The sequence below is a fragment of the Pseudomonas sp. GW460-12-10-14-TSB1 genome (assembly GCF_017349775.1).
GTDB lineage: Bacteria > Pseudomonadota > Gammaproteobacteria > Pseudomonadales > Pseudomonadaceae > Aquipseudomonas > Aquipseudomonas piscium.
Genome location: NZ_JACNAC010000056.1, coordinates 12,734 through 35,075, shown reverse-complemented (window position 1 = coordinate 35,075; position 22,342 = coordinate 12,734). Strand labels below are relative to the sequence as shown.

The 22,342-nt window shown below is 65.5% G+C and carries 20 protein-coding genes and 2 pseudogenes; 8 read left to right on the top strand and 14 right to left on the bottom strand.

The window, feature by feature from the left end; all coding sequences use genetic code 11:
- Positions 1-4 precede the first annotated feature (4 nt).
- Both gudD and J4D52_RS25100 read left to right on the top strand, forming a co-directional pair.
- The gene (gene gudD / locus J4D52_RS25105; RefSeq protein ID WP_025804819.1) at positions 5-1,360 is read left to right on the top strand and encodes a glucarate dehydratase; all 1,356 of its coding nucleotides are present in this window, start codon (positions 5-7) and stop codon (positions 1,358-1,360) included.
- 88 nt (positions 1,361-1,448) lie between these two features.
- Entirely contained in the window at positions 1,449-2,444 is a 996-nt protein-coding gene (locus J4D52_RS25100) for a DeoR family transcriptional regulator (protein ID WP_025804818.1), read from the top strand.
- A gap of 126 nt (positions 2,445-2,570) precedes the next feature.
- Here the strand turns inward: J4D52_RS25100 and codA are convergent, their stop codons facing one another.
- The 7 genes from codA to J4D52_RS25065 form a co-directional block, all read right to left on the bottom strand.
- A complete protein-coding gene (gene codA, locus J4D52_RS25095; RefSeq protein ID WP_102677005.1) occupies positions 2,571-3,824 on the bottom strand; it encodes a cytosine deaminase in 1,254 nt (417 codons plus the stop codon).
- Between the two features lie 78 nt (positions 3,825-3,902).
- Positions 3,903-5,174 carry a cytosine permease gene (gene codB, locus J4D52_RS25090; protein WP_063432128.1) on the bottom strand — a complete coding sequence of 424 codons (1,272 nt, stop codon included), beginning with the start codon at positions 5,172-5,174 and terminating at the stop codon, positions 3,903-3,905.
- Between the two features lie 227 nt (positions 5,175-5,401).
- Complete coding sequence (locus J4D52_RS25085; RefSeq protein WP_102677004.1) at positions 5,402-6,025, bottom strand: NUDIX hydrolase; 624 nt, start codon at positions 6,023-6,025, stop codon at positions 5,402-5,404.
- A gap of 119 nt (positions 6,026-6,144) precedes the next feature.
- Entirely contained in the window at positions 6,145-6,657 is a 513-nt protein-coding gene (locus J4D52_RS25080) for a nucleoside 2-deoxyribosyltransferase (RefSeq protein ID WP_063432124.1), read from the bottom strand.
- Entirely contained in the window at positions 6,654-7,490 is an 837-nt protein-coding gene (locus J4D52_RS25075; RefSeq protein WP_063432122.1) for an alpha/beta fold hydrolase, read from the bottom strand. Before J4D52_RS25075 ends, J4D52_RS25080 begins: the two co-directional genes overlap by 4 nt.
- A gap of 162 nt (positions 7,491-7,652) precedes the next feature.
- Positions 7,653-8,009 (bottom strand): 6-carboxytetrahydropterin synthase QueD, encoded by a 357-nt coding sequence (gene queD, locus J4D52_RS25070; protein WP_063432120.1) that lies wholly within the window; start codon positions 8,007-8,009, stop codon positions 7,653-7,655.
- Between the two features lie 97 nt (positions 8,010-8,106).
- Positions 8,107-9,186 (bottom strand): hypothetical protein, encoded by a 1,080-nt coding sequence (locus J4D52_RS25065; protein WP_063432174.1) that lies wholly within the window; start codon positions 9,184-9,186, stop codon positions 8,107-8,109.
- Positions 9,187-9,357: 171 nt separating this feature from the next.
- Between J4D52_RS25065 and J4D52_RS25060 the strand changes: the two genes are divergently transcribed.
- The 4 genes from J4D52_RS25060 to J4D52_RS25045 are packed head-to-tail and all read left to right on the top strand — an operon-like array spanning position 9,358 to position 11,958.
- Positions 9,358-9,666, top strand: a complete 309-nt coding sequence (locus tag J4D52_RS25060) for a PepSY domain-containing protein (RefSeq protein WP_102677003.1) — start codon at positions 9,358-9,360, stop codon at positions 9,664-9,666.
- Complete coding sequence (locus tag J4D52_RS25055) at positions 9,666-9,980, top strand: PepSY domain-containing protein (protein WP_016701955.1); 315 nt, start codon at positions 9,666-9,668, stop codon at positions 9,978-9,980. The genes J4D52_RS25060 and J4D52_RS25055 overlap by 1 nt, the downstream gene beginning before the upstream one ends.
- Positions 9,980-10,648 (top strand): response regulator transcription factor, encoded by a 669-nt coding sequence (locus tag J4D52_RS25050; RefSeq protein WP_102677002.1) that lies wholly within the window; start codon positions 9,980-9,982, stop codon positions 10,646-10,648. The genes J4D52_RS25055 and J4D52_RS25050 overlap by 1 nt, the downstream gene beginning before the upstream one ends.
- On the top strand, positions 10,645-11,958 hold the full coding sequence (locus J4D52_RS25045; protein WP_053279983.1) for a sensor histidine kinase: 1,314 nt from the start codon (positions 10,645-10,647) through the stop codon (positions 11,956-11,958). Before J4D52_RS25050 ends, J4D52_RS25045 begins: the two co-directional genes overlap by 4 nt.
- 80 nt (positions 11,959-12,038) lie before the next feature.
- Here the strand turns inward: J4D52_RS25045 and J4D52_RS30825 are convergent.
- Both J4D52_RS30825 and J4D52_RS30820 read right to left on the bottom strand, forming a co-directional pair.
- A pseudogene (locus J4D52_RS30825) lies at positions 12,039-12,554 on the bottom strand (methyl-accepting chemotaxis protein); the annotation flags it as partial.
- Positions 12,555-12,896: 342 nt separating this feature from the next.
- A pseudogene (locus tag J4D52_RS30820) lies at positions 12,897-13,967 on the bottom strand (HAMP domain-containing protein); the annotation flags it as partial.
- 650 nt (positions 13,968-14,617) lie between these two features.
- Here J4D52_RS30820 and J4D52_RS25035 point away from each other — a divergent pair.
- Positions 14,618-15,934: a Na+/H+ antiporter family protein gene (locus J4D52_RS25035; protein WP_162096424.1), complete on the top strand. Its 1,317-nt coding sequence runs from the start codon at positions 14,618-14,620 to the stop codon at positions 15,932-15,934.
- A 215-nt stretch (positions 15,935-16,149) separates the two neighbouring features.
- Positions 16,150-17,829, top strand: a complete 1,680-nt coding sequence (locus J4D52_RS25030; protein ID WP_102677000.1) for a methyl-accepting chemotaxis protein — start codon at positions 16,150-16,152, stop codon at positions 17,827-17,829.
- A gap of 179 nt (positions 17,830-18,008) precedes the next feature.
- Here the strand turns inward: J4D52_RS25030 and J4D52_RS25025 are convergent, their stop codons facing one another.
- The 5 genes from J4D52_RS25025 to J4D52_RS25005 form a co-directional block, all read right to left on the bottom strand.
- A complete protein-coding gene (locus J4D52_RS25025) occupies positions 18,009-18,917 on the bottom strand; it encodes a MurR/RpiR family transcriptional regulator (protein ID WP_102676999.1) in 909 nt (302 codons plus the stop codon).
- Between the two features lie 109 nt (positions 18,918-19,026).
- Positions 19,027-19,791, bottom strand: coding sequence for an ABC transporter ATP-binding protein (locus J4D52_RS25020; RefSeq protein WP_102676998.1), 765 nt, complete (start codon positions 19,789-19,791; stop codon positions 19,027-19,029).
- 18 nt (positions 19,792-19,809) lie between these two features.
- A complete protein-coding gene (locus J4D52_RS25015; RefSeq protein ID WP_063432111.1) occupies positions 19,810-20,922 on the bottom strand; it encodes a succinylglutamate desuccinylase/aspartoacylase family protein in 1,113 nt (370 codons plus the stop codon).
- A 9-nt stretch (positions 20,923-20,931) separates the two neighbouring features.
- Positions 20,932-21,630, bottom strand: coding sequence for an ABC transporter permease (locus J4D52_RS25010; protein WP_063432109.1), 699 nt, complete (start codon positions 21,628-21,630; stop codon positions 20,932-20,934).
- A gap of 12 nt (positions 21,631-21,642) precedes the next feature.
- The gene (locus J4D52_RS25005) at positions 21,643-22,332 is read right to left on the bottom strand and encodes an ABC transporter permease (RefSeq protein WP_063432107.1); all 690 of its coding nucleotides are present in this window, start codon (positions 22,330-22,332) and stop codon (positions 21,643-21,645) included.
- Between the last annotated feature and the right edge of the window lie 10 nt (positions 22,333-22,342).

Sequence of the window (22,342 nt, the reverse complement as noted above, 5' to 3'; positions counted from 1 at the left end):
ACCCATGACGCTTGAATCCACCCTCCATCACCCTGGCCAGACGCCGCTCATCACCCGACTGCAAGTGGTGCCGGTGGCCGGGCATGACAGCATGCTGCTCAACCTCAGCGGCGCCCACGGCCCGTTCTTCACCCGCAATATCGTGATCGTCAGCGACAGCGCCGGTAACACCGGGGTCGGTGAAGTGCCGGGGGGCGAGCGGATTCGCGCGACCCTCGAAGAGGCCCGCGAACTGCTGGTCGGCCAGCCCATCGGCCATTACCAGAAGCTGCTCAACCAGGTGCGCCAGCGCTTTGCCGAGCGCGATGCCGGCGGCCGCGGCCAGCAGACCTTCGACCTGCGCATCGCGATCCATGCGGTCACCGCCCTGGAAGCGGCGCTGCTCGATCTGCTCGGCCAGTTCCTCGGTGTGCCGGTGGCGGCGTTGCTCGGCGAAGGCCAGCAGCGCGAATCGGTGAAGATGCTCGGCTACCTGTTCTACATCGGCGACCGGCGCCAGACCGACCTGGCCTACCGCAACGAAGCCGAGGCCGACGATGCCTGGCTGCGCCTGCGCCATGAGCCGGCGCTGAACGCCGAGAGCATCGTGCGCCTGGCCGAGGCAGCCAAGGCGCGTTACGGCTTCAACGACTTCAAGCTCAAGGGCGGCGTGCTGCGCGGCGAAGAGGAGATGGAGGCGGTCACCGCCCTGGCCGAATGTTTTCCCAAGGCGCGCATCACCCTCGATCCCAACGGTGCCTGGTCGCTGAAGCAGGCGGTCGCCTTGTGCCGCGACCAACACCAGGTGTTGGCCTATGCCGAAGACCCCTGCGGCGCGGAAAACGGTTACTCCGGGCGTGAGGTGATGGCCGAGTTCCGCCGCGCCACCGGGCTGCCCACCGCGACCAACATGATCGCCACCGACTGGCGGGAAATGGGCCACGCGATCCAGTTGCAAGCGGTGGACATTCCACTGGCCGATCCGCATTTCTGGACGATGCAGGGTTCGGTGCGGGTGGCGCAGATGTGCCATGAATGGGGCCTGACCTGGGGCTCGCATTCCAACAACCACTTCGATATTTCCCTGGCCATGTTCACCCACGTGGCGGCCGCGGCACCGGGCGAAATCACCGCCATCGACACCCACTGGATCTGGCAGGACGGCCAGCACCTGACCCGCAACCCCTTGCAGATCGTCGGGGGCTGTGTGGCGGTGCCGCAAACGCCGGGGCTGGGGGTCGAGCTGGACCTGGATGCGCTGGCTCGCGCCCATGAGTTGTACAACAGCCGCGGCCTGGGGGCGCGGGACGACAGCGCGGCCATGCAGTTCCTGATCCCGGGCTGGCGTTTCGACAACAAGCAGCCGTGCCTGGTGCGCTGACCCAGGTAGGGGAGGTTTGGCAATGGGCTTGGCCGGGCCGCTGTATTCACAGTAATGTCAGCGGCCCGTCTGCTTTTGGAACCTTGCAATGACCTCTTTCTACGATGCCCGCGGCAATCTTTACGCTGTGGTGGCCCCCGCTGAGGTACGCCGGCTGGGGATCGCCCTGCCGGCCAGCGCGGCCGAGGCGGCGTTAGCCCGGGCCGACTGGAGCGAACAGGCCATCGAGGCCTTGTGCGGCTGGGCGCCCGGCACCCGGCCCGAAGGGGCCAAGGCCCATCGCAGCGACGGCTTGCTGGTCGGGCCGTTCCAGGACGCGCCGCCGTTCGACCTGCTGATCGTCAACACCGACGGCACCCTGGCCGAGCGCAGTGGCAACGGCCTGACCATCTTTTCTCAGGCACTGACCGAGCAAGGGGCGCTGCCGGCTCAGGGGCCTACGGAGTTGCGGGTGCACCATGACAAGCCGGATGGGGTGTCGCCGGTGGCGACCCTGGTCGAGCCGGCACAGGTGGCCGGGGTGCCCGGCTTCTGGCTGGACCTCGGGCAACCGGCGTTCGGTCCACAAGCCGTGGGGGCGCAACAAGGGGTCGAGCATGAGGGGTCGAGCTGTGTCGACCTGAGCCGGGTGCGCGGGCTGGCAGGGTTGCGTTCGGAATGGAGCCGCAGCCAGTTCGTGCGCATCGGCAACCCCCATTGCGTGACCCTGGTCGGCGACGCCAGCGCCTTGCCGAGCAACCGGCAGATGAGCGAGGCGCCCCTGGTCGAGGCCCTGACCCGCATCGCCTACGCCATGCCCACCGGCAGCGGCGAACCTTGCCCGGCGGGGGTGAACCTGCAATGGGCGTGGCTGGAAGGCCCACAGCGTATCGCCGCCCGGGTGTTCGAGCGCGGCGAAGGCCCCACCGCATCCTCCGGCACCAGCGCCAGTGCCGTGGCCTGCGCGGCGTGGCGGGTCGGTTGGATCAAGGCTGGCGAAGTGGCGGTGGTGATGCCTGGCGGCACCGCGCCGTTGCGCCTGGAAGCGCGGGGCGGGGAGTTGGTGCGGGTCAGCCTGTTCGGTACGGCGGTGGGTATTGCTTAGATCGAGGTGTATTCAAGTACGCCATCGCGGGCAAGCCTCGCTCCTACAGGGATTGGGTTGGCCGTAATGGTGTGCCCGCCGCGACTTTGTAGGAGCGAGGCTTGCCCGCGATGACGTCAGCTGCCGTTACACAAAACCCGCATCGCCCGGCAGCTCCACCTGGGCCATCTGCCGTTTCATCAGCACCTTGCCGTCGCGGATCGAGTACAGCGGCAGGCCTTGGCTGCGGATCATTTCGTAGTCGCTGTCGGCCGACAGAATCAGCAGGTTGGCCGGCCGGCCTTCCTCCAGGCCGTAACGCTCGCCCAGGGCCAGGGCCTTGGCGCTGTTGTCGGTGACCAGGTCGAGGGCGCTCTGCAGGTTGCGGTAGCCGAGCATGTGGCAGATGTGCAGGCCGGCTTCCAGCACCCGCAGGATGTTGCCGTTACCCAGGGGATACCAGGGATCGACGATCGAGTCCTGGCCGAAACACACGTTCATCCCGGCTTCCAGCAGCTCGTTGACCCGAGTCACGCCGCGGCGTTTCGGGAAGCTGTCGAAGCGCCCCTGCAGGTGGATGCTTTCGGTGGGGCAGGAAACGAAGCTGATGCCCGAGTGGCCGAGCAGGCGGAACAGCTTGGCGCAGTAGGCGTTATCGTAGGAGCCCATGGCGGTGGTGTGGCTGGCGGTCACCCGCGAACCCATGTCGCGGCTGCGGGCCTCTTCGGCCAGCACTTCGAGAAAACGCGAATGCGGGTCGTCGGTCTCGTCGCAGTGCACGTCCACCAGGCAGCCGGTGCGTTCGGCCAGGTCCATGAGGAACTTCACTGAGCTCACGCCCTGGTCGCGGGTGTACTCGAAGTGTGGAATGCCGCCCACCACATCGGCGCCGAGGCGGATCGCCTCTTCCATCAGCTCACGACCGTTGCGGTAGCTTTCGATGCCTTCCTGGGGAAAGGCGACGATCTGCATGTCCACCAGATGCGTGCTTTGCTCGCGCACTTCGAGCATGGCCTTGAGCGCGGTCAGTTCCGGGTCGGTGACGTCGACATGGGTGCGCACATGCTGGATGCCGTGGGCGGCGAGGGCGCGGATGGTTTTGCGGGCGCGGGCCTTGGTGTCTTCCTGGGTGATGGTGACCTTGCGTTCGCCCCAGCATTCGATGCCTTCGAACAGGGTGCCGCTCATGTTCCAGCGCGGCTCGCCGGCGGTGAGGGTGGCGTCCAGGTGAATGTGCGGCTCGACGAAGGGCGGCACCACCAGGTTGCCGCCGGCGTCGAGGTCGTCGGGGGCCTGGGTCTGGGCTTCGGTCTGCCGGGCGATGCTGGTGATGCGGCCATTCTCCAGGCGCAGTTCATGCAGGCCTTCACGGTTGCGCAGGCGGGCGTTGATGATGAGCATCGGAGCGATTCCTTTTTCAATCCAGGCGGTCAGGGTACGGCGCTCGGGCTGGCGGCCGCAACGTCGCGTGGCCCGGGCTCATGCCTGGATGTCCGCCGCGGTGGTGGCGCGCGCGCCGAGCAGGCTGCTCAACAGCATGTAGCTCAGGGCGGCGGCCGCGATGCCCACCAGCGGCGCGACCCAGGGCGAGCCGAAGGCCGCCACGGTGCCGATGGCGTAGGCGCCCAGGCCGGCCCAGTTGAACGCCGGCAGCTTGCTGTCGGCCAGGCGCGGGTACTGGCCGCGGTAGCGATAGAAGAAGTCGGCCATGATCACCCCGCCAATCGGCGGGATCACCGTGCCCAGCAGAATCAGGTAGGGCACCAGCAGGTCGTACATGCCCAGTAGCGCCAGCAGGGTGCCGATCACCGCGCCGACCAGGGTCACGGTCTTGCGCCGGCCGGTACGCAGCAGGTTGCAGCCGGCGACGGCGAAGTTGTAGATGGTGTTGTCCTGGGTGCTCCAGATATTCAGCAGGAGCATGGCCATGGCGGCCATCGCGAAGCCCTGCAACAGCAGCACTTCGACCACGTCCGGCTGTTGGTAGACGATGGCGCCGTAGGCACCGATCAGCACCATCAGGCCGTTGCCGATAAAAAAGCCGATCAAGCTGGCCAGTACCGCGACCCTGGCCGAGCGGGAAAAACGCGTCCAGTTGGTGGCCTGGGTGGCGCCGCTGACAAAGGTGCCGAACACCAGGGTGATGGCCGTGGACAGGTCGAGGCTGGCGCTCGGCACCACGGCCAGCAACCCATCGAGGCCGCCGACCTTGACCGTGGCCACCCACATCGACAGCAACAGCAGCAGGGCCATGGCCGGCACCGCAATATAAGAGAGGATTTCCAGCCCGCGGTAACCGACGTAGGCGGTGGCGCAGAACACCAGGCCGAACAGCACCATCAGCCCCAGCACCGTGCCCTGGCCCAACTCGAAATACTTGCCCAGCACCACCGCGGCGGTGGCGGTGCCCCAGGCGTACCAGCCGATCTGGGTGAAGCCGAGGATCAGGTCGCTGAGCTTGCTGCCCACTTCGCCGAAACAGAAGCGCCCCATCAGCACCGAGTTCAGGCCGCTCTTGAAGGCGATGTAGCCCAGGCCCGCCGCGTACAGGCCCAGCAGCAGGTTGCCGAGGACGATCACCCCGAGCATCTGGCCAAAGCTGAAGGCCACGCCGAGCTTGCCGCCGGCGAACATGGTGGCGGTGAAAAAGGTGAACCCCAGCAGCACCATGGCCGTGGAGGCCAGGCCCTTGCGCGCGTGCATCGGGACTTCGCTGAGCGGGTAGTCGTTGCCTGGATCGTTCTGCGTCATCTGCCTTCCCCTGATTGGCCCAAGCCTGGCCTGGTGCGTAAGCGACGCAGGCCCATTGCAGTCGCCGTGCCAACGCCCCAAGGGGCAGGGGCGCCCAGCCGGCGTTGTGCAACCTGCAGGAGATTTATAGACAAGCAGCGGATTTTTGCTTTCCGGTGTATTCGATTTGTCGGCTTAGGCGCGAAAGCGGTGCACCGGTGAGACAAATTGGATCACTGGTCGCGGGCTCAATCGAACAGGGTCAGGCGGGTTTCGCCGCGATGGAAGGCAAAGGCCGCTTCGATATCGCCTTCCACGGTGCGGCCGCGGGACAGCTCGGGCAGGGCGTCGAGGGCGAAGAACCCGGCGTCGCTGACTTCCGAACCGGCCACGGGGGCGCTGCGGTCGTCGCGCTCGCAGAGAAAATACAGCTTGTAGAAATCCCGGGTGTCGGGGGTGAAGGGGCCCTTGGCCTTGTGCCGGACGCTGTAGAGGGCGCGGGCCGAGACGCTTAGCCCGGCCTCTTCGTGGATCTCCTTGACGATGTTTTCGGCGGCCGACAGGCCGATATCGGCATAACCGCCGGGCATGGCCCAGCGGCCGTCGGTCCGCTCGCGGACCAGCAGGATGCGGTCGTCTTCGATCAGGGCGCCGCGCACATCCACCAGGGGTGTCGAGTAGCGTTTGGCGAAGTCCGACACCAGGCCGGCGATACGTTCCAGGGGCACGTCGGCCAGTTGCGCGAGCATGCTCTGGGCGATGTCGGCGACTTCCTGGTAACGCTCGCGATCGAAGGGGTCCTTGCAGAAATGCAGCCCGGTGGAGGCGAGGGCCTGCAAGCGTTTGGCGTGGGTGAGCCAGGTGTTTTCCATGGTGGCTGTCCTCAAGTAATCGCTGGGGCTGAATCCGTCACTGTAGGGGCGAGCTTGCTCGCGATAAGTCTTCAAGGCCGATGCAATGCTCAGGGGGCGCATCGCCAGCACGCTGGCTCCTACAGGGGGCGTGCCGGCCGTTGTCGTGCGAGGTAAGCGGCCAGGCGCGGCAAGGCTTCTTCGGCGCTGCGGCTGTGGCCGGCCCAGGTGCAGGCCAGCATCAGGTTGCGCGGCAGCTTGAAGTCCTCCACCAGGAAACCTTCGGCGTCGCGGCCATCGGCGTCATGGGGCACTTGTTCGCGCAGGGTTGCGGGTGTTTCGAACCAGGCCCACACCGGTTTGCCCAGGGCGATGGCCATGCCCACCTCGAAGGCGGTGCCGGAGTCCGGCTCCAGGCCGCGAAAGTCGTTGAGGTTGGCCAGCACCGCGTCGCAGTCGCGGATCATCTGCATGTTCTGCTGGCAGATCAGTTGGGCGGTCTGCTCCGGCGTCGGCTGGGCCGGCACCTGATGGTCGATGGGGTAGAGGCCTTGCAGGCCCTGGGCCTGGCACAGGTTCTTGAGGTATTCGCCGCGGGCGATGGCATCGCGGCGAAACAGGTCGAAGCCGGCGAGGTAGATGCGTGGGCTCATGCCTTGCTCCCGGGCTGGGGCAGAAAACGCAGGAGCGCGGCGATGATGGCTTCCGGTGCGTCTTCTTGCAGCAGGTGGCCGGCGTTGGGCACGGCCTGGAACCGCGAGCCGGGGATCAGCTGGTGCAACTGGCGCCCGCGTTCGATGGGAATCCACTGATCGTCCTCGCCCCAGAGGATCTGGGTCGGGCAACGAATGCTCGGATAAAGCCCGGCCACTTCCGTGGTGTAGCGCTCGTCCATCTGCGCGATCTGCCGGTAGAAGGCGGCCTGGCCGCTGGCGCCAAGCCAGGGCTGGACATAGGGTGCCAGCTCCTGGTCGGGGATTTCGCGCTGGATCGCCCCGCGGATGTAGGCCGGCACAATGGCGCGCTGGATGTAGTCCGGCACGCCGCTGAAGGCCTGTTCATGCTGGCGCACGTGCTGCACGAAGGGCGAGCCCCAGGGCGACAGCGCCACCGGGTCGATCAGGGTCAGGCTGCGGTAGTCCTTGCCGTTGAGCAGGTGGGCGCGCAGGGCGGTGGCGCCGCCGAAGTCGTGGGCCACCACGTCCGGGCATTCCAGGCCCCAGTGCTCCAGCAGTTCGGCCAGCAGCTGGTTCTGCACGCCGAGGGACACATCCTGGCCCGCGGCCTGTTCCGACTGGCCGTAGCCCAGCAGGTCGAAATAATGCACCCGGTGGCTGGCGCTGAAGTGCGGGGCGATGCGGTGCCAGACGTAGGAAGAGAAGGGCGTGCCGTGCACCAATACCAGGGGCGGGCCGTCGCCGTGAATGGCGTAGCGCACGCGGTATCCGTTGAAGCGATATTGCTGATCCAGAAGCCAGTCGCTCATGGCGATGTTCCTCTTGGCGAGAGAGGCCAGATCATAGGGCAAAACGAGCGGTGATGCGGTATTGGCAGGGAGGTGTGGTGCTCTGTAGCCGCGGCGGCGGGCTGCGCGAAGGCCCGCCTGCTGCGCAGGACCGCAGCCTTCGGCAGCGGCTACAGGTAGGAATTATTCGCCGCGATAGATGCAGCCGCTGGTGCAGGTCTCATGAATGCGGATCGCACTCAGCTCCGGCAGCAGGGGTTTGAGCTCGTTCCAGATCCACTTGGCCAGTACTTCGCTGGTGGGGTTTTCCAGGCCGGGGATGTCGTTCAGGTAGTTGTGGTCCAGGCGCTCGTAGAGCGGCTTGAAGATCTCCTTGATCTCGGAGAAGTCACGAATCCAGCCGGTGTGCGGATCGACATCGCCGCTCAGGTGGATGGCCACCTTGAACGAGTGGCCGTGCAGGCGTCCGCATTTGTGGCCTTCAGGTACGTGGGGCAGGCGGTGGGCGGATTCGAAGGTAAATTCTTTGAAGATTTCCACAGTGTCGGTCAGCTCGGTCAGGTGGCTATCGCCGCGGGCGATGTAAGGCAGGCAGCGAGTTTACCAGCTTGGTTGTGCGGGTGCGGGAAAACACTGACTAAAGGGTCAATAGCCGTTCGCCGAGACGACCACCTGCGGCCAGCTCGAGGAACTCGTCGCCCAGGCGCCGGCTTTCGTCCATCGCGCTGCGCCAGTATTTCTGGCGGCTGGCGTCGTCGCCCATGAAGCGCTTGAAGTCGTTGCGGTCCGGCAGCTTGCCGTAGGGTAGGCGCGCCAGGTATTCCTTCGACGGCGCCAGCAGCAACACGTCCTGCAGGCGGCCCGGGTTGCCGCGGCGCCAGGGCAGGGTCTTGTCGAACCAGCCGGGAATCACCCGGTCGGTGAAGTGCGGGTAGAGCACGATATCCTCGCCGCTGTAGGGCAGGTCGAGGTGGTAGTCCAGCAGGCCGCCGTCGCGGAAGGTGCCGGTCCCGGCGCCGGGCAGGTCGCGCACGCCTTGCATGACCATCGGGATCGAACCCGAGGCCAGCAGGGCCTGGCGCAGGTTGCCGGTGTCCAGCGGCACGAAGCGCGAGGGGAAATCGTCGAGGGCCTGTAGCGGCGGCGCCAGGCGCGGGTCGTGCAACACCAGGCGTTCGAAGTGCCGCGACAGGCGCGCGCGGCTGCGCAGGTTGTCGGCGATCACCGAGGACAACCCCAGGCCCAGCCGCCCGCGATGGTCGTCGGCGAGCAGGCCGTGGCTTTTCACCACCATGATGTTCAGCCGGTAGTGCGGGTTGTCGAGAATGCTCGCGTCGCGGCCGTCGAGCAGCTCGTGCAGCATGCGTTGCGAACTCTGGCTGATCTGCGCCATGGTCACGCCCTTGGCGAAACTCTGGGCGTTGTACAGCTGGCCCAGGCGGCGGATGCCTTCGGCGGCGTCCGGCAGGCAGGCGCTGGCGAAGCGCCAGGAACCCACCGAGGCGCCGATCAGCGAGCGCTCCCGTGGCGCTGCCGGCAGCCATTCGCCGAACAACGCCAGGTCCAGCCCCTGGATGCCCAGGGCTTTCGGCCCGCCGGCGGCGCCGGGCAGGGTGCCGACTTCGGCCGCGCTCAGGCCATTGGCGCGAATGCGCGCCAGGGCGCGCGGGCCGGCCTTGAGGGTCAGGGCGGGGAACTTGATGTGGATAGCGGTCATACCGGCCTCAATCTCGAGCGACAGGTGAGTATAAAAGCTCGGGCGGGCGGCGCCGAATGAAACCTGCGCGCTGCCGATGATGGCCATTCAGTTTCAATTAAGTTCGCTTTGTTATCTTGCCGTTATCTTGAACGCCGTAAGCAACACATAACTAGAAAGTGGAGACACCCCATGAAATCCCTGACTGCCCTGTTCACCGCCAGCCTTATCGGCATGACCGCCAGCCTGGCCCATGCCCGCGACCTGGGCCCCGACGAGGCCCTGAGACTGCGCGACGCTGGTACCATTGTGTCCTTTGAAAAACTCAATGCCACGGCATTGGCCAAGCACCCGGGCGCGACCATCACCGAAACCGAGCTGGAAGAGGAGTACGGCAAGTACATCTACCAGATCGAGGTGCGCGACCCCCAAGGGATTGAGTGGGACCTGGAATTGGACGCGGTGAGCGGCCAGGTGCTCAAGGATCATCAGGATACGTAATGAAGGTGAATCTACGCGCCGGCAGCAGGGTGGCCCTGGCGCTTCTGGCTTTTTGCTCGGTGGCGCTGGCCCGCGACCTGGACCAGGACGAAGCCCTGCGCCTGCGCCAGCAAGGGGTGATCCTGCCGCTGGAGCAATTGCTGCAGCAGGCCCTGGACCGTTACCCAGGGGCCAAGCTGCTGGAAGCCGAGCTGGAAGAAAAACACGACGTCTACATCTATGAAGTCGAGCTGCTGACCGCCGAGGGCGTGGTCCGCGAGCTGGACCTCGAGGCCGCCACCGGCCGCTTACTCAAAGACAAGGAAGATGACTGATGCGCCTGCTCCTGGTGGAAGACCACGTCTCCCTGGCCGACGAACTGCTGGCCGGGCTCAACCGCCAGGGCTACGCCGTGGACTGGCTGGCCGACGGCCGTGACGCGCTGTACCAGGGCGCCAGTGAGCCTTACGACCTGATCGTGCTCGACCTCGGCCTGCCGGGGGTTCCGGGCCTGGAGGTGCTGGAGAAATGGCGCGCCGGCGGCCTGGCGACCCCGGTGCTGATCCTCACCGCCCGCGGTTCCTGGGCCGAACGCATCGAAGGCCTGAAGGCCGGTGCCGACGACTACCTGACCAAACCCTTCCACCCGGAAGAATTGCACCTGCGCATCCAGGCGCTGTTGCGTCGCTCCCATGGCCAGGCCAACCAACCAACGCTGCAGGCCGCCGGGCTGCACCTCGACGAAGGCCGCCAATGCGTGGTGCGCGACGGCGCGGATATCCAGCTGACCGCCGCCGAGTTCCGCCTGCTGCGCTACTTCATGCTGCATCCGGAGCAGATCCTCTCGAAAAGTCACCTCGCCGAGCACCTCTACGACGGTGAGACCGAGCGCGACTCCAACGTGCTGGAAGTCCACGTCAACCACCTGCGGCGCAAGCTCGGGCGCAGCGTGATCGAAACCCGTCGCGGCCAGGGCTACCTGTTCGGCGGGAGCGCCCAGTGAGGTCGATCCAGCGCCGCCTGAGCCTGGGCCTGATCAGTGTGATGGTGATTGTCGGCCTGGTGCTGGCGCAGACCAGCCTGTGGCTGTTCGAGATGGGCTTGCAACGCTACCTGGAAGCCGGCCTGCGCAACGACAGCGAAAGCCTGCTGGTGGCGCTGGTGCGTGGCCCCCAGGGTTTGCAGCTGGACGAGCGGCGTCTGTCGCCGGCCTATCAGCGGCCGTTTTCCGGGCATTACTTCCGCATCGACTTCGATGACGTGCACTGGCGTTCCCGCTCCTTGTGGGACCAGGACCTGCCAAAACTGGAACAGACCGGCCTGCACAGCAACCTGCAACTGGGGCCGGAAGGCCAGCGCCTGCTGGTGCTGCGCACCGACTACCGACGCCTCGGGCAATCGATTTCCATCAGCGTGGCCCAGGACTACACCCCGGTGCGTGAGAGCTTCCTGCGCATGCAACAGGTTGGCCTGGGCCTGGGCCTGGCCGGCCTGCTGCTGATCCTGATCCTGCAGCGGGTCACCGTGCGCCGCGCCTTGCGCCCGCTGGAGCAGGCCCGTGAACAGATCGCCCAATTGCAGCGCGGCCAGCGTTCGCAACTGGACGAACAGGTGCCGCTGGAGCTGGAGCCGTTGGTGGCGCAGATCAACCATTTGCTGGCCCATACCGAAGACAGCCTCAAGCGTTCGCGCAATGCCCTGGGCAACCTCGGGCATGCACTGAAGACCCCGCTGGCGGTGCTGCTGAGCCTGGCTTCCAACCCCAAGCTGCAAGCGCACCCGGAGTTGCGCCAATTGCTTGAAGAACAGCTGGAGCAGGTGCAGCAGCGGCTCAATCGCGAGCTGAACCGCGCACGCCTGGCCGGCGATGCCTTGCCCGGCGCGCTGTTCGATTGCGACGCCGAGCTGCCGGGACTGCTGGCGACCCTGAACATGATCCATGGCGAGCACCTGGACCTGAGCTACCAGGCGGCCCCCGGCCTGCAATTGCCCTGGGACCGGGAAGATTTGCTGGAGCTGCTGGGCAACCTGCTGGACAACGCCTGCAAGTGGGCGGATGCCGAAGTGGCGCTGAGTGTCTGGCAGACCGCCCAGGGTTATGGCCTGGCGGTGGACGACGATGGACCGGGGATTCCCGAGGAACAGCGCAGCCAGGTGTTCAGCCGCGGCACGCGCCTGGACGAGCAGACCGACGGCCACGGCCTCGGCCTGGGCATCGTGCGCGACATCGTCGAGAGCTGGGGCGGGGCGCTGCGCTTGCTGGAAAGCCCGCAGGGCGGGCTGAGGGTGTTGATCGAGTTGCCCAAGCGCTAACACCGATCTGTAGCCGCTGCCGAAGAATGAGGCTGCGGCTACAAAACCACCCCCCTCCCCATTGGGAGGGGGTTGTGAGATCAGACCCGGAACTGATCCATCAGGCTCTGCTGCTGGTTGGCCAGGCTGTTCAGCGACTGGCTGACCCGGGCCGATTCGTTGGCCTGCTCCGACAGCGACTCGGTGACGTCGCGGATGGTCGCCACGTTGTTGTTGATCTCCTCGGCCACCGCGCTTTGCTCTTCGGCGGCGCTGGCGATCTGCAGGTTCATGTCGCTGATCACTGTCACCGCGTCGCCGATCTGCCGCAGAGCGGTGACCGCCTGGCCGACCTGCTCGACGCTGCCCTGGGCCTGGCGATGGCTGTTGCCCATGGCTCCGACCACTTCCTGGGTGCCGCTTTGCAGCTCCTCGATGACCTGGCGGGTTTCCTCCACCGATTCCTGGGTGCGGCGGGCGAGGTTGCGCACTTCGTCGGCGACCACCGCGAAACCGCGCCCGGCCTCGCCGGCGCGGGCGGCCTCGATGGCGGCGTTGAGGGCCAGCAGGTTGGTCTGCTCGGCGATGGCGCGAATCACTTCCAGCACCGAACCTATCTTCTCGCTGTTGGCGGCCAGGCCTTCGACCTGGGTCATGGCGGTGCTCATGTCGGCCGCCAGGTGATCGATGCTGGTGGTGGTGCGGTCGATCACGCTCAGGCCCTGGCGCGTGGCCTGGTCGGCATCGCGGGCGGCCTGGGCGGCCTGGGCCGCGCTGCGGGCGACGTCCTGGGCGGTGGCGCTCATCTCATGGGAAGCGGTGGCCACCTGGTCGACCTGGCGATACTGCTGCTCCATGCCGGCGCTGGTCTGGGTGGCGATGGCCGAGGACTGGTCGGCGGTGCCGCGGGCATCCTGCACCGAGCGTTTCACCTCGGCGATGATCGGTTGCAGCTTGTCGAGGAAGCGGTTGAACCAGCCGGCCAGTTGGCCCAGTTCGTCCTTCTTGTCGTAGGCCAGGCGCCGGGTCAGGTCGCCTTCGCCGCTGGCGATGTCTTCCAGCATGTGCGCCACGCCGAGGATCGGCCGGGTCACGCTGCGCGCCATCAGCCACACCAGCAGCAGGCCGAGCACCGCGGCCAGCAGGCCCAGGCCCAGTTCGACCAGGGTGCCGGCCTTATTGCTCTGGTCCAACTGGTTCTTCAGGGCTTCGGCCGGGCCCACCAGGACCCGCTCCGGTACTTGCAGCAGCACGCCCCAGGGCTTGCCGTCGGGAATCGGGGTGAAGGGCGCGAGTACTTTCAGGGCGTTGTCGTTGTGCAGGCTCTGGGTCTGGGTGCTGGCCGACAGCAGACGGATCAGTTCGCCACCGTTGGCCTTGTCCAGTTGGTCCAGGCGCTGGCTGAGCTTGCTGGCGTCGGCGCTGTAGCCGGCGAGCAGGCCGACCGGGCTGATGATGCTGACCGTGGTCTGGCCGTCGTAGAGTTCCTTGCTCGCTTGCTGGCTGACCGATTGCAGGCTGTTGAGGTTGATGTCCACCGACAGCGAGGCGATGACTTTGCCGTTCACCAGCAGCGGGAACACGATGCTGGTCATCAGCACGTTCTGGCCGTCGATCACATAGAAATAGGGCTCGATCACGCAGGGCTTGAGGGTGCTGCGCGGGCAGGTGAACCAGGCGTTGGCCGGCTGGCCGCTGGGGCCGGTGGTGGTGTCGCTCATGTCGCTTTCCGGCAGCGCCATGGAGGTCAGCTTGCCCGGGGTCGGCTGCGACCAGTACAGGGCGAAGCGGCCCTTGTCGTTGCTGCCCAGTTCGCCCTGGTCGCTGAAGAGTTCGTCCTTGCCGTCCAGGGCATTGGCTTCGAACACCAGCGACAGGCCGAGCAGGTCGGGGTTGGCCTGCAGCGCCGACTTCACCTGGCGGGTCAGGTCCTCGCGCAGGTCGAAGGCATCGAGGAAGCGCTTCTCGGCCTGTTCGCGCAGGAACAGCACCTGGCGCGAGAAGCCGTGGCCGTATTGATAGGCGTCCATGAATTGCTGGCGGATGCCCAGCGCCTGGACTTCGCCCTGGGCCTCGATGCGGGCCTGGGCGGCTTCGTTGAGCATCTCCATGCTCGAAGCCTTCACCAGTGCGGAGCTGTGCTCCATGCGGTACAGCGAAAGCCCCACCAGCAGGGTCACGATGCCGGCCAGGCAGAGTCCGGCAAGCAAGGTGATTTTCCACTGGATGGAAAGTTGTCTGAGCGACATGGAGACGTCCTTATTCGATATTTATTTGAGACTTTGCAACGTATCGGCCGAAGAACGGCCTTCTTTAAACGCTCGTTCGAATTTTCCCCGGGGACTGTCTTGCTGCGGATTTGCCCCTAAGCCACCGTCCCCTGTAGCGGCTGCCGCAGGCTGCGATCGATCTGGGCGGCATTCCGACGAAGTGGGCGTTGCTTTTGAGGGCCTCGGAAGGTCCATCGGACCTTATCGTCCGAACGCGGCCCGAACCTGCGGCAGCGGCTACAGAGGGCAGAGGGCGGCGCCCGGGTTTTGACAAGCGTTGCCCGCTGCTGCAAAGTGCGCGCCCTCTAATAAGACCCTCCTTTTTCAATCCGGCGTCGGCAGCTATGCCCTCTGGCCGGACTCATTCCTTTTGCGGCGTTTTCCCGCCGCAGTGCCATGAGGTAACGATGATTAATGCAGTAATTGCCGCGGTTGGCGTCATGCTGGTCCTCAGCCTGTCCCGCGTGCATGTGGTGATCGCGCTGATCGTGGGCGCGCTGGTGGGAGGGTTGACCGGTGGCCTGGGTATCGAGGCGACGCTCAAGGCTTTCAATAACGGCCTCGGCGGCGGAGCGACGGTGGCCCTGTCCTACGCCTTGCTCGGCGCCTTTGCGGTGGCGATCGCCAAGTCCGGCCTGGCCCACGCTTTGGCGGACAAGATCCTGCTGCTGGTGGACCGCCAGGACGCCAACGGCGGCGGCAACGTCAAATGGCTGCTGATCGGCCTGTTGTGGGTGGTGGCGATCGCCTCGCAGAACATCTTGCCGATCCATATCGCCTTTATTCCGCTGCTGGTGCCGCCACTGCTGTATGTGCTGAGCAAACTGCAGCTGGACCGGCGGCTGATCGCCTGCGTCATCACCTTCGGCCTGATCACCCCGTACATGTTCCTGCCGGTGGGGTTCGGCAATATCTTCCTCAACGAGATTTTGCTGGCCAACGTTGCCCGCAGCGGCGTGGACATCAGCAATATCAATGTCACCCACGCCATGGGCATTCCAGCCCTGGGCATGGTCTTCGGCCTGCTGCTGGCCTTTGTCAGCTACCGCAAGAAGCGTGTGTATGACCTGGAACTGATCGAGAAAGTCGAGCAGGTGACGGTGCAATACAACCCGCGCACGCTGCTGGTGGCGGGCCTGGCGATTGTCGCGGCCTTTGTCATCCAGCTGTTGCTGGATTCGATGATTATCGGTGCGTTGTCCGGCTTCCTGATCTTCTCGGTGTCGGGCATCGTGCGCTGGCGCGAGACCGACGACCTGTTCACCGAAGGCATGAAGATGATGGCGATGATCGGTTTCATCATGATCGCCGCCGCCGGTTTCGCCGAAGTGATGAAGGCCACCGGCGAGGTGAAGAGCCTGGTGGAATCCTCGGCCAGTTGGATCGGCCACAGCAAGGGCGTGGGCGCCTTGCTGATGCTGCTGGTGGGGCTGCTGGTGACCATGGGCATTGGCTCGTCGTTCTCCACCGTTCCGATCCTGGCGACCATCTTCGTGCCGCTGTGCGTGCAGCTGGGCTTCAGCCCGCTGGCCATCGTCTGCATCGTCGGCACCGCCGGCGCATTGGGCGACGCCGGCTCGCCGGCCTCGGACTCGACCCTGGGCCCGACCTCCGGCCTGAATATCGACGGCCAGCACCACCACATCTGGGACACCGTGGTCCCGACCTTCCTGCACTACAACCTGCCGCTGCTGGCGTTCGGCTGGGTCGCGGCGATGGTGCTCTGAGCCCGCAGGGGTTTCAGTTGCACCGCGTTGTCCTTATCGCGAGCAAGCTTCGCTCCTACAAGTACGCTGCTTCTGTAGGAGCGAAGCTTGCTCGCGAAAATTCTCAAGGGCGCTGCGTGGCCGCAAATTCAGCGCATCGTCCCGTGGGGCTCAACTTTTGTGGCGGCGTGCCGTTAAGGCTGTATCACGCCAATAAAATCCAGAGTGAGCCTCCTATGCGCCTAAGTCTGAAGGGCAAAGTCCTGTCCCTCGCGGTCCTCCCGGTCCTGTTGTTTGCGCTGGTGATCAGCCTGACCACGGTCGTCATGCTCAAGCAGCAGGCGCAGAGCGAGGTGGACGAGACCCGCCAGCGCCTGCTCGGCGAGGCCAAGACCACGCTGCAGAGCTATGTGGAGGTGGCCCTGAGCACCGTCAAGCCGCTCTACGACGCAGCGGCGCCCGGTGATACCGCGACCCGTGCCCAGGTGGTGAAGCTGCTGTCGAACATCACCTACGGCAAGGACGGTTACTTCTTCGGCTACGACTCCGAGACGGTGCGCCTGTTCAAGGGCAACAGCCCGGACGGCGTCGGCAAGAGCTTCAAGGACAACCGCGACCCCAACGGCGTGTACGTCAACCGCGAGCTGGTCAAGGTCGGCAAGGACGGCACCCACTATGTGCAGTACAGCTCGACCCAGCCGGGCAGCGACGTACTGGTGCCGAAACTGGGTTACACCGAATACCTGCCCAAGTGGGACCTGATCGTCGGCTCCTCGGTGAACCTGGACGGCATCGACGCCCAGGTGGCCGAGGTCGAGGCCAGCGTCAACGAACGCATGCAGGGCATGGTCCTGAGCATCATCGGCATCGCCGTGGTGGTACTGCTGGTGATCGCCGCCATCGGCATGCTGGTGGCCAATACCATCCTGCGGCCGCTGAACCTGATGAAGCTCAACCTCGACGATATCGCTGCCGGCGAAGGCGACCTGACCCGCCGCCTGGCCATCACCAGCCAGGACGAGCTGGGCGACCTGGCCGGTTCCTTCAACCGTTTCGTCGACAAGATCCACGGCCTGGTGCGGCAGATCACCGAGATGACCGGCCAGCTCACCGGCCTGGTGACCCAGGTGTCCGAACAGGCCCAGCGCTCCGAGCAGGCCATGGAGCGCCAGCGCCACGAGACCGATCAGGTGGCCACGGCGATCAATGAAATGTCGTCGGCGGCCCAGGAAGTGGCGCGCAGTGCCCAGGGCGCGGCCGTGGCGGCGCAGCAGACCGACGAGGAAGGCCAGGCGGCCAAGCGCGTGGTGGATGGCAGCATCCAGCAGATTCACGCGCTGGTCAGCGATATCCGCAGCAGCGGCACTTCCCTGGACAGCCTGCAGAAAGACGTGGCGTCGATTGTCAGCGTGCTGGACGTGATCCGTTCCATCGCCGAGCAGACCAACCTGCTGGCCCTCAACGCGGCCATCGAAGCGGCGCGGGCCGGTGAGGCCGGGCGTGGTTTCGCGGTGGTGGCCGACGAGGTCAGGGCGCTGGCCAGCCGCACCCAGCAGAGCACCCAGGAAATCCAGGGCATGATCGACCGCCTGCAACAGGGCACGCGCACCGCCGTGGAGGCCATGCGCCGCTCCAGCGATGCCGGCGACGGCACCTCGCACCAGGCCAACGAAGCCGGGGCTTCCCTGGATGCCATGGCGCAATTGATCGGCACCATCAACTCGATGAACGCGCAGATCGCCAGCGCCGCGGAAGAACAGACCGCGGTGGCCGAAGAGATCAACCGCAGCGTGCATCAGATCGCGGTGGCGGTGGACAGCGTCGCCGACGAAACCCAGCTCGGCGCCCAGACCTCACGCAGCCTGGCCGACCTCGGCCAACGCCTGGGCAAGCTGGTGGGGCAGTTCCGTATCTGAGTCATCGAGATCGCCATCGCGGGCAAGCCTCGCTCCTACAGTTTGCGGTTTTCTGTAGGAGCGAGCGGGTGGCGATCCGACTTGCCCGCGATGATGTCCGAAAGGACAACATTGAGCTCCAAGCTCCAAGCTCCAAGCTCCAAGCTCCAAGCTCCAAGCTTGAGCCTGGCTGTACCGCCTCACTTCTTCCGCGGTTTGCCGCTGCCCGGGATATGCAGGTAGGACATCACGCTTTCGGTCAGCTCGGTCGCCAGTTTGACCGCTTCCTTGTTGCGCGCCATCACCCCCGCTACCAGTCCTTCGATCAGGGCCAGCACCGCGATATTGGAGCTGGTCATGACCGGATGGTCGGCGGGGGCGAACAGCACATGTTCGGCAATGCTGGCCAGCGGCGAGGCGGGGGAGTCGGTGATGGCCAGCACCGTGGCGCCGCGTTCGTTGGCGAAACGGGCGAGTTGCAGGGTATCGAGGGAGTAGCGCGGCAGGGAGATGGCCAGCAATACATCCTGATCGGTGATCGCGGCCAGGCGGTAGGCGGCGTTTTCGTTGCCGCCCTCCATGCTGATGGCTGTGGCGTCGGCGCAGAAAGGCATCAGGGTCGAGGCGGCGAGGCCGGCGAAATAGACGCTGTTGCCAAAGCCCAGGATGTAGATCTTGCGCGCCTGGACCAGGCTGGTGACGAAGGCGTCGAAGGTCTGTTCGTGGTTGTTGGTCGCCGCCGTGGCGAGGTTGCTGCTGGCGCTCTGGATCTGCTCGTGCAGGCCGAAGGCGCCACCGGGCCTATGGGCCAGTTCGTTGCGCAGCTTGTCGACCGGCGACACCATTTGCTGCAGCGTCGTCACCAGCTCGGCCTTCATGCCGGTGTAGCCGCCGAGGTCGAGGGTCTTGGCCAGTCGGTTGACCGCCGCCGGCGAGGTCGAGGTTGCGTGGGCCATCTCCTCGATGGTCAGCGTCGCGGCCTTCAACGGATGGCGCAGGATAAAGTCCGCGACCTTGCGCAGCGACGGCGGCAGGTCGGCAACGATTTCCGCCAGTTTGCGCATCACCGGCGCGGCATAGACCGTGGTGTCTTTCAGTGGGGTCGGCATATCCGGCTCAACAGTTCCTGAGGATTGGAGGAGAGGGCACAAGGTTGGCGGAGTGTATCCGAAGCCGCCCCCTGGCGTGCAGCGCCAGGCCAGGGAGCGCTGCGTCGGGTTATTTCAGGCTGCCGGCGAGGAACTGCCGCAGGCGTTCGGACTGGGGCCTGGCCAGCACTTCGCGCGGCTCGCCGCGTTCTTCGACCAGGCCCTGGTGGAGGAAGACCAACTGGTTCGAAACCTCGCGGGCAAAGCCCATTTCGTGGGTCACCACCACCATGGTCCGGCCTTCCTGGGCGAGGTCCTGCATCACCTTGAGCACGTCGCCGACCAGTTCCGGGTCGAGTGCCGAGGTCGGTTCGTCGAACAGCATCACTTCCGGTTCCATGGCCAGCGCCCGGGCAATCGCCACGCGCTGCTGCTCGCCGCCCGACATATGCGCCGGCCAGGCATCCATGCGGTGCGCCACGCCGACCTTGTCCAGGTAGTGCTCGGCTTTTTCCCGGGCCTCCTGCTTGTTCAGACCCAGCACATGCACCGGTGCTTCCATGACGTTTTCCAGGGCGCTCATGTGCGACCACAGGTTGAAGTGCTGGAACACCATCGACAGCCGCGAACGCATGCGTTGCAACTGCCTGGGATCGACCGCCTTGAGGCTGCCGAGTTTGCTGGCGCGCAGTTTGAGGGGTTCGCCATTGAGCAGGATGCTGCCCGCGCTGGGCTGTTCCAGCAGGTTGATGCAGCGCAGGAAGGTGCTTTTGCCGGAGCCGCTGGAGCCGATGAGGCTGATCACGTCGCCGGCTTTCGCCTGCAGGGACACACCCTTGAGTACCTGGTGGGCGCCGTAGCTTTTGTGCAGGTCCTGAATTTCAAGTTTGTACATGGTTGCGATTCTCTGGAGTCAGTCGCTGAGCAGGCGACCCTGGCGAATGGGGGTAGTGCCGGCCACCTTGGCTAGCCACAGACCGGGTTGGGCAAAACGCAGGCGCTCGCGGGCATAGAGGATGCCGTTGGTCTCGGCGCGCACCAGGCTGTGGTGATCGGTCAGTGGGTCGATGACCTCGAACAGCGGGTCGCCGACCTTGACCCGGGCCCCCAGGGGTTGCAGAAAACTCACCACTCCCGGGTGCGGCGCATAGGCGTACTGCGCGCCGGCGAAGGGCGTCGCTTCGCAGATGCAGGGTGGCGGTGTCGGCCAGCCGCCGCTGATCAGGCCCTGGTCGGCGAGGTAGCCGAGAATGGCCTGGGCGCTGTCGGCGCAAGGCTCGCGCTCGGTGTCGGCCATGCCGCGCAATTCGATGGTGGTGGCCACGCACGCCAGCGGAATATCGGCCGCTGGAAAGCGCTCGGCCAACTGTAGCCAGGGGATGGCGCAGGCTTCATCGAAGGCGCTGCCGCCGGCGGCCTCGGCCAGCAGCGCGACCCCCGCGTACAGGCGCGCGGCCAGAGAGCGCAGGTGTGGCCAGTTCTGCGGCATGGCGTACAGCAGCATCACCGACTCGAAGTCGCAGTGCAGGTCCAGCACCACGTCGGCATCGCAGGCATGCTGCAACAACAGGCGGCGCAGGCCGTCGAGTTCCGAGGCTGGCGCCGGCAGGTCCGCCAGGACATCGAGCATGGCCCGGCGGATCAGTGCGATATTGGCGCTGGCATCGTCCCCCAGCCGGCCTTCCAGCAACGGCGCCAGTGCCTGGGTCAGCTCCGGGAAGTCGCGATTGAAGTTCTTGCCGCTGGAGAATTCGAAGCGACCTTGATGGGTGGCCTGGAACATCTGGGCGATGCCGATCGGGTTGGCCATCGGCACCAGTTCGATCACCCCCGTCAGGCGACCTTGTTCTTCCAGTTCGAGCAGGCGCCGCTTGAGTTCGGCGGCCACCCGCATGCCCGGCAGCTCGTCGGCGTGCAGGGATGCCTGGATATAGGCCTTGCGCGGCCCGCTGCCGAAACGGAACAGCGTCAGCTGGCGTTCGGTGCCCGAGGCACTCCAGGGCAAGCGGTATTGAATGTGCTCCATGACAGCTCCTCAGTGCTTGCGTGGTGCCAGGTACGCCAGCCAGCGGCGCTCGGCCAGCTTGAACAGACGCACCAGGATGAAAGTCAGGACCAGATAGATGAGCCCGGCGGTGATGAAGGCCTCGAACGGCAGGTAGAAGCGCGAACTGATGGTGCGCGCGGCGCCGGTGATGTCGACGAGGGTGACGATGGACGCCAGGCTGGTGGTTTGCAGCATCATCAGCACTTCGTTGCTGTACTGCGGCAGCGCCCGGCGCAAGGCCGAGGGCAGGAGGATGCGCCGGTACAGGGTCAGGCGCGACATGCCCATGGCCCTGGCGGCCTCGATCTCGCCGTGGGCCGTGGCCTTCAGGCTGCCGGCCAGCAGTTCGGCGCTATAGGCGCCGGTGTTGAGCGCGAAGGCCAGGCAGGCACAGAAGGTGGCACTGGAGAGGTAAGGCCAGAGCAGGCTCTGGCGTACCGCTTCGAACTGGGCCAGGCCGTAGTAGATCAGGAACAGTTGCACCAGCATCGGCGTGCCGCGGATCACGTAGGTGTAGAGCCAGGCCGGGAAGTTGATCAGCGGTGAGCGGGACACCCGCATCAGCGCCAAGGGAACCGCCAGCAGCAGGCCGCAGGCCAGGGAAATCAGCAGCACTTTGAGGGTCACCAGCACGCCACCGAAATACAGTGGCAGGTTTTCCCAGATCAGGTGGTAGTCGAGAATCATGGGGGCTCCCAATCACAGTTCGGCGGCTTTGAGGCCGACCGAGTAGTGTTTTTCCAGATAACGCAGCACCAGCAACGACAGGCTGGTCAGCAGCAGGTACAGCGCCGCCACGGCGAGAAAGAAGGTGAAGGGTTCGTGGGTGGCGTCCGCCGCGTTCTTGGCCTTGAACATCATGTCCTGCAGGCCGATCACCGAGATCAGCGCGGTGGACTTGGTCAGCACCAGCCAGTTGTTGGTGAAGCCGGGAATGGCGAAGCGAATCATCTGCGGCACCAGGATTCGCCAGAACACCTGGGTGCCACTCATGCCATAAGCCGCGCCGGCCTCGGCCTGGCCCTTGGGGATCGCCATGAAGGCGCCGCGAAAGGTCTCCGAGAGATAGGCGCCAAAAATGAAGCCCATGGTGCAGACGCCGGCGATAAAGGGATTGATGTCGAAATAGCGGGTGTAACCGAGCGCCAGGGCAATGCGGTTCACCAGATCCTGGCCGCCGTAGAAGATCAGCAGGATCAACACCAGGTCGGGAATCCCGCGAATCAGGGTCGTATAGCCTTCGCCGAGCATCGCCAGCCATTTCAGTGGCGACAGGCGAAAGGCCGCGCCGACCAGGCCCAGGGCAATGGCCAGGGTCATGGAGGTCAGCGCCAGGTTGATGGTCAGCCAGGCGCCATCGAGAATGCTCGATCCGTAGCCGTGGAGCATGATGAAGTTC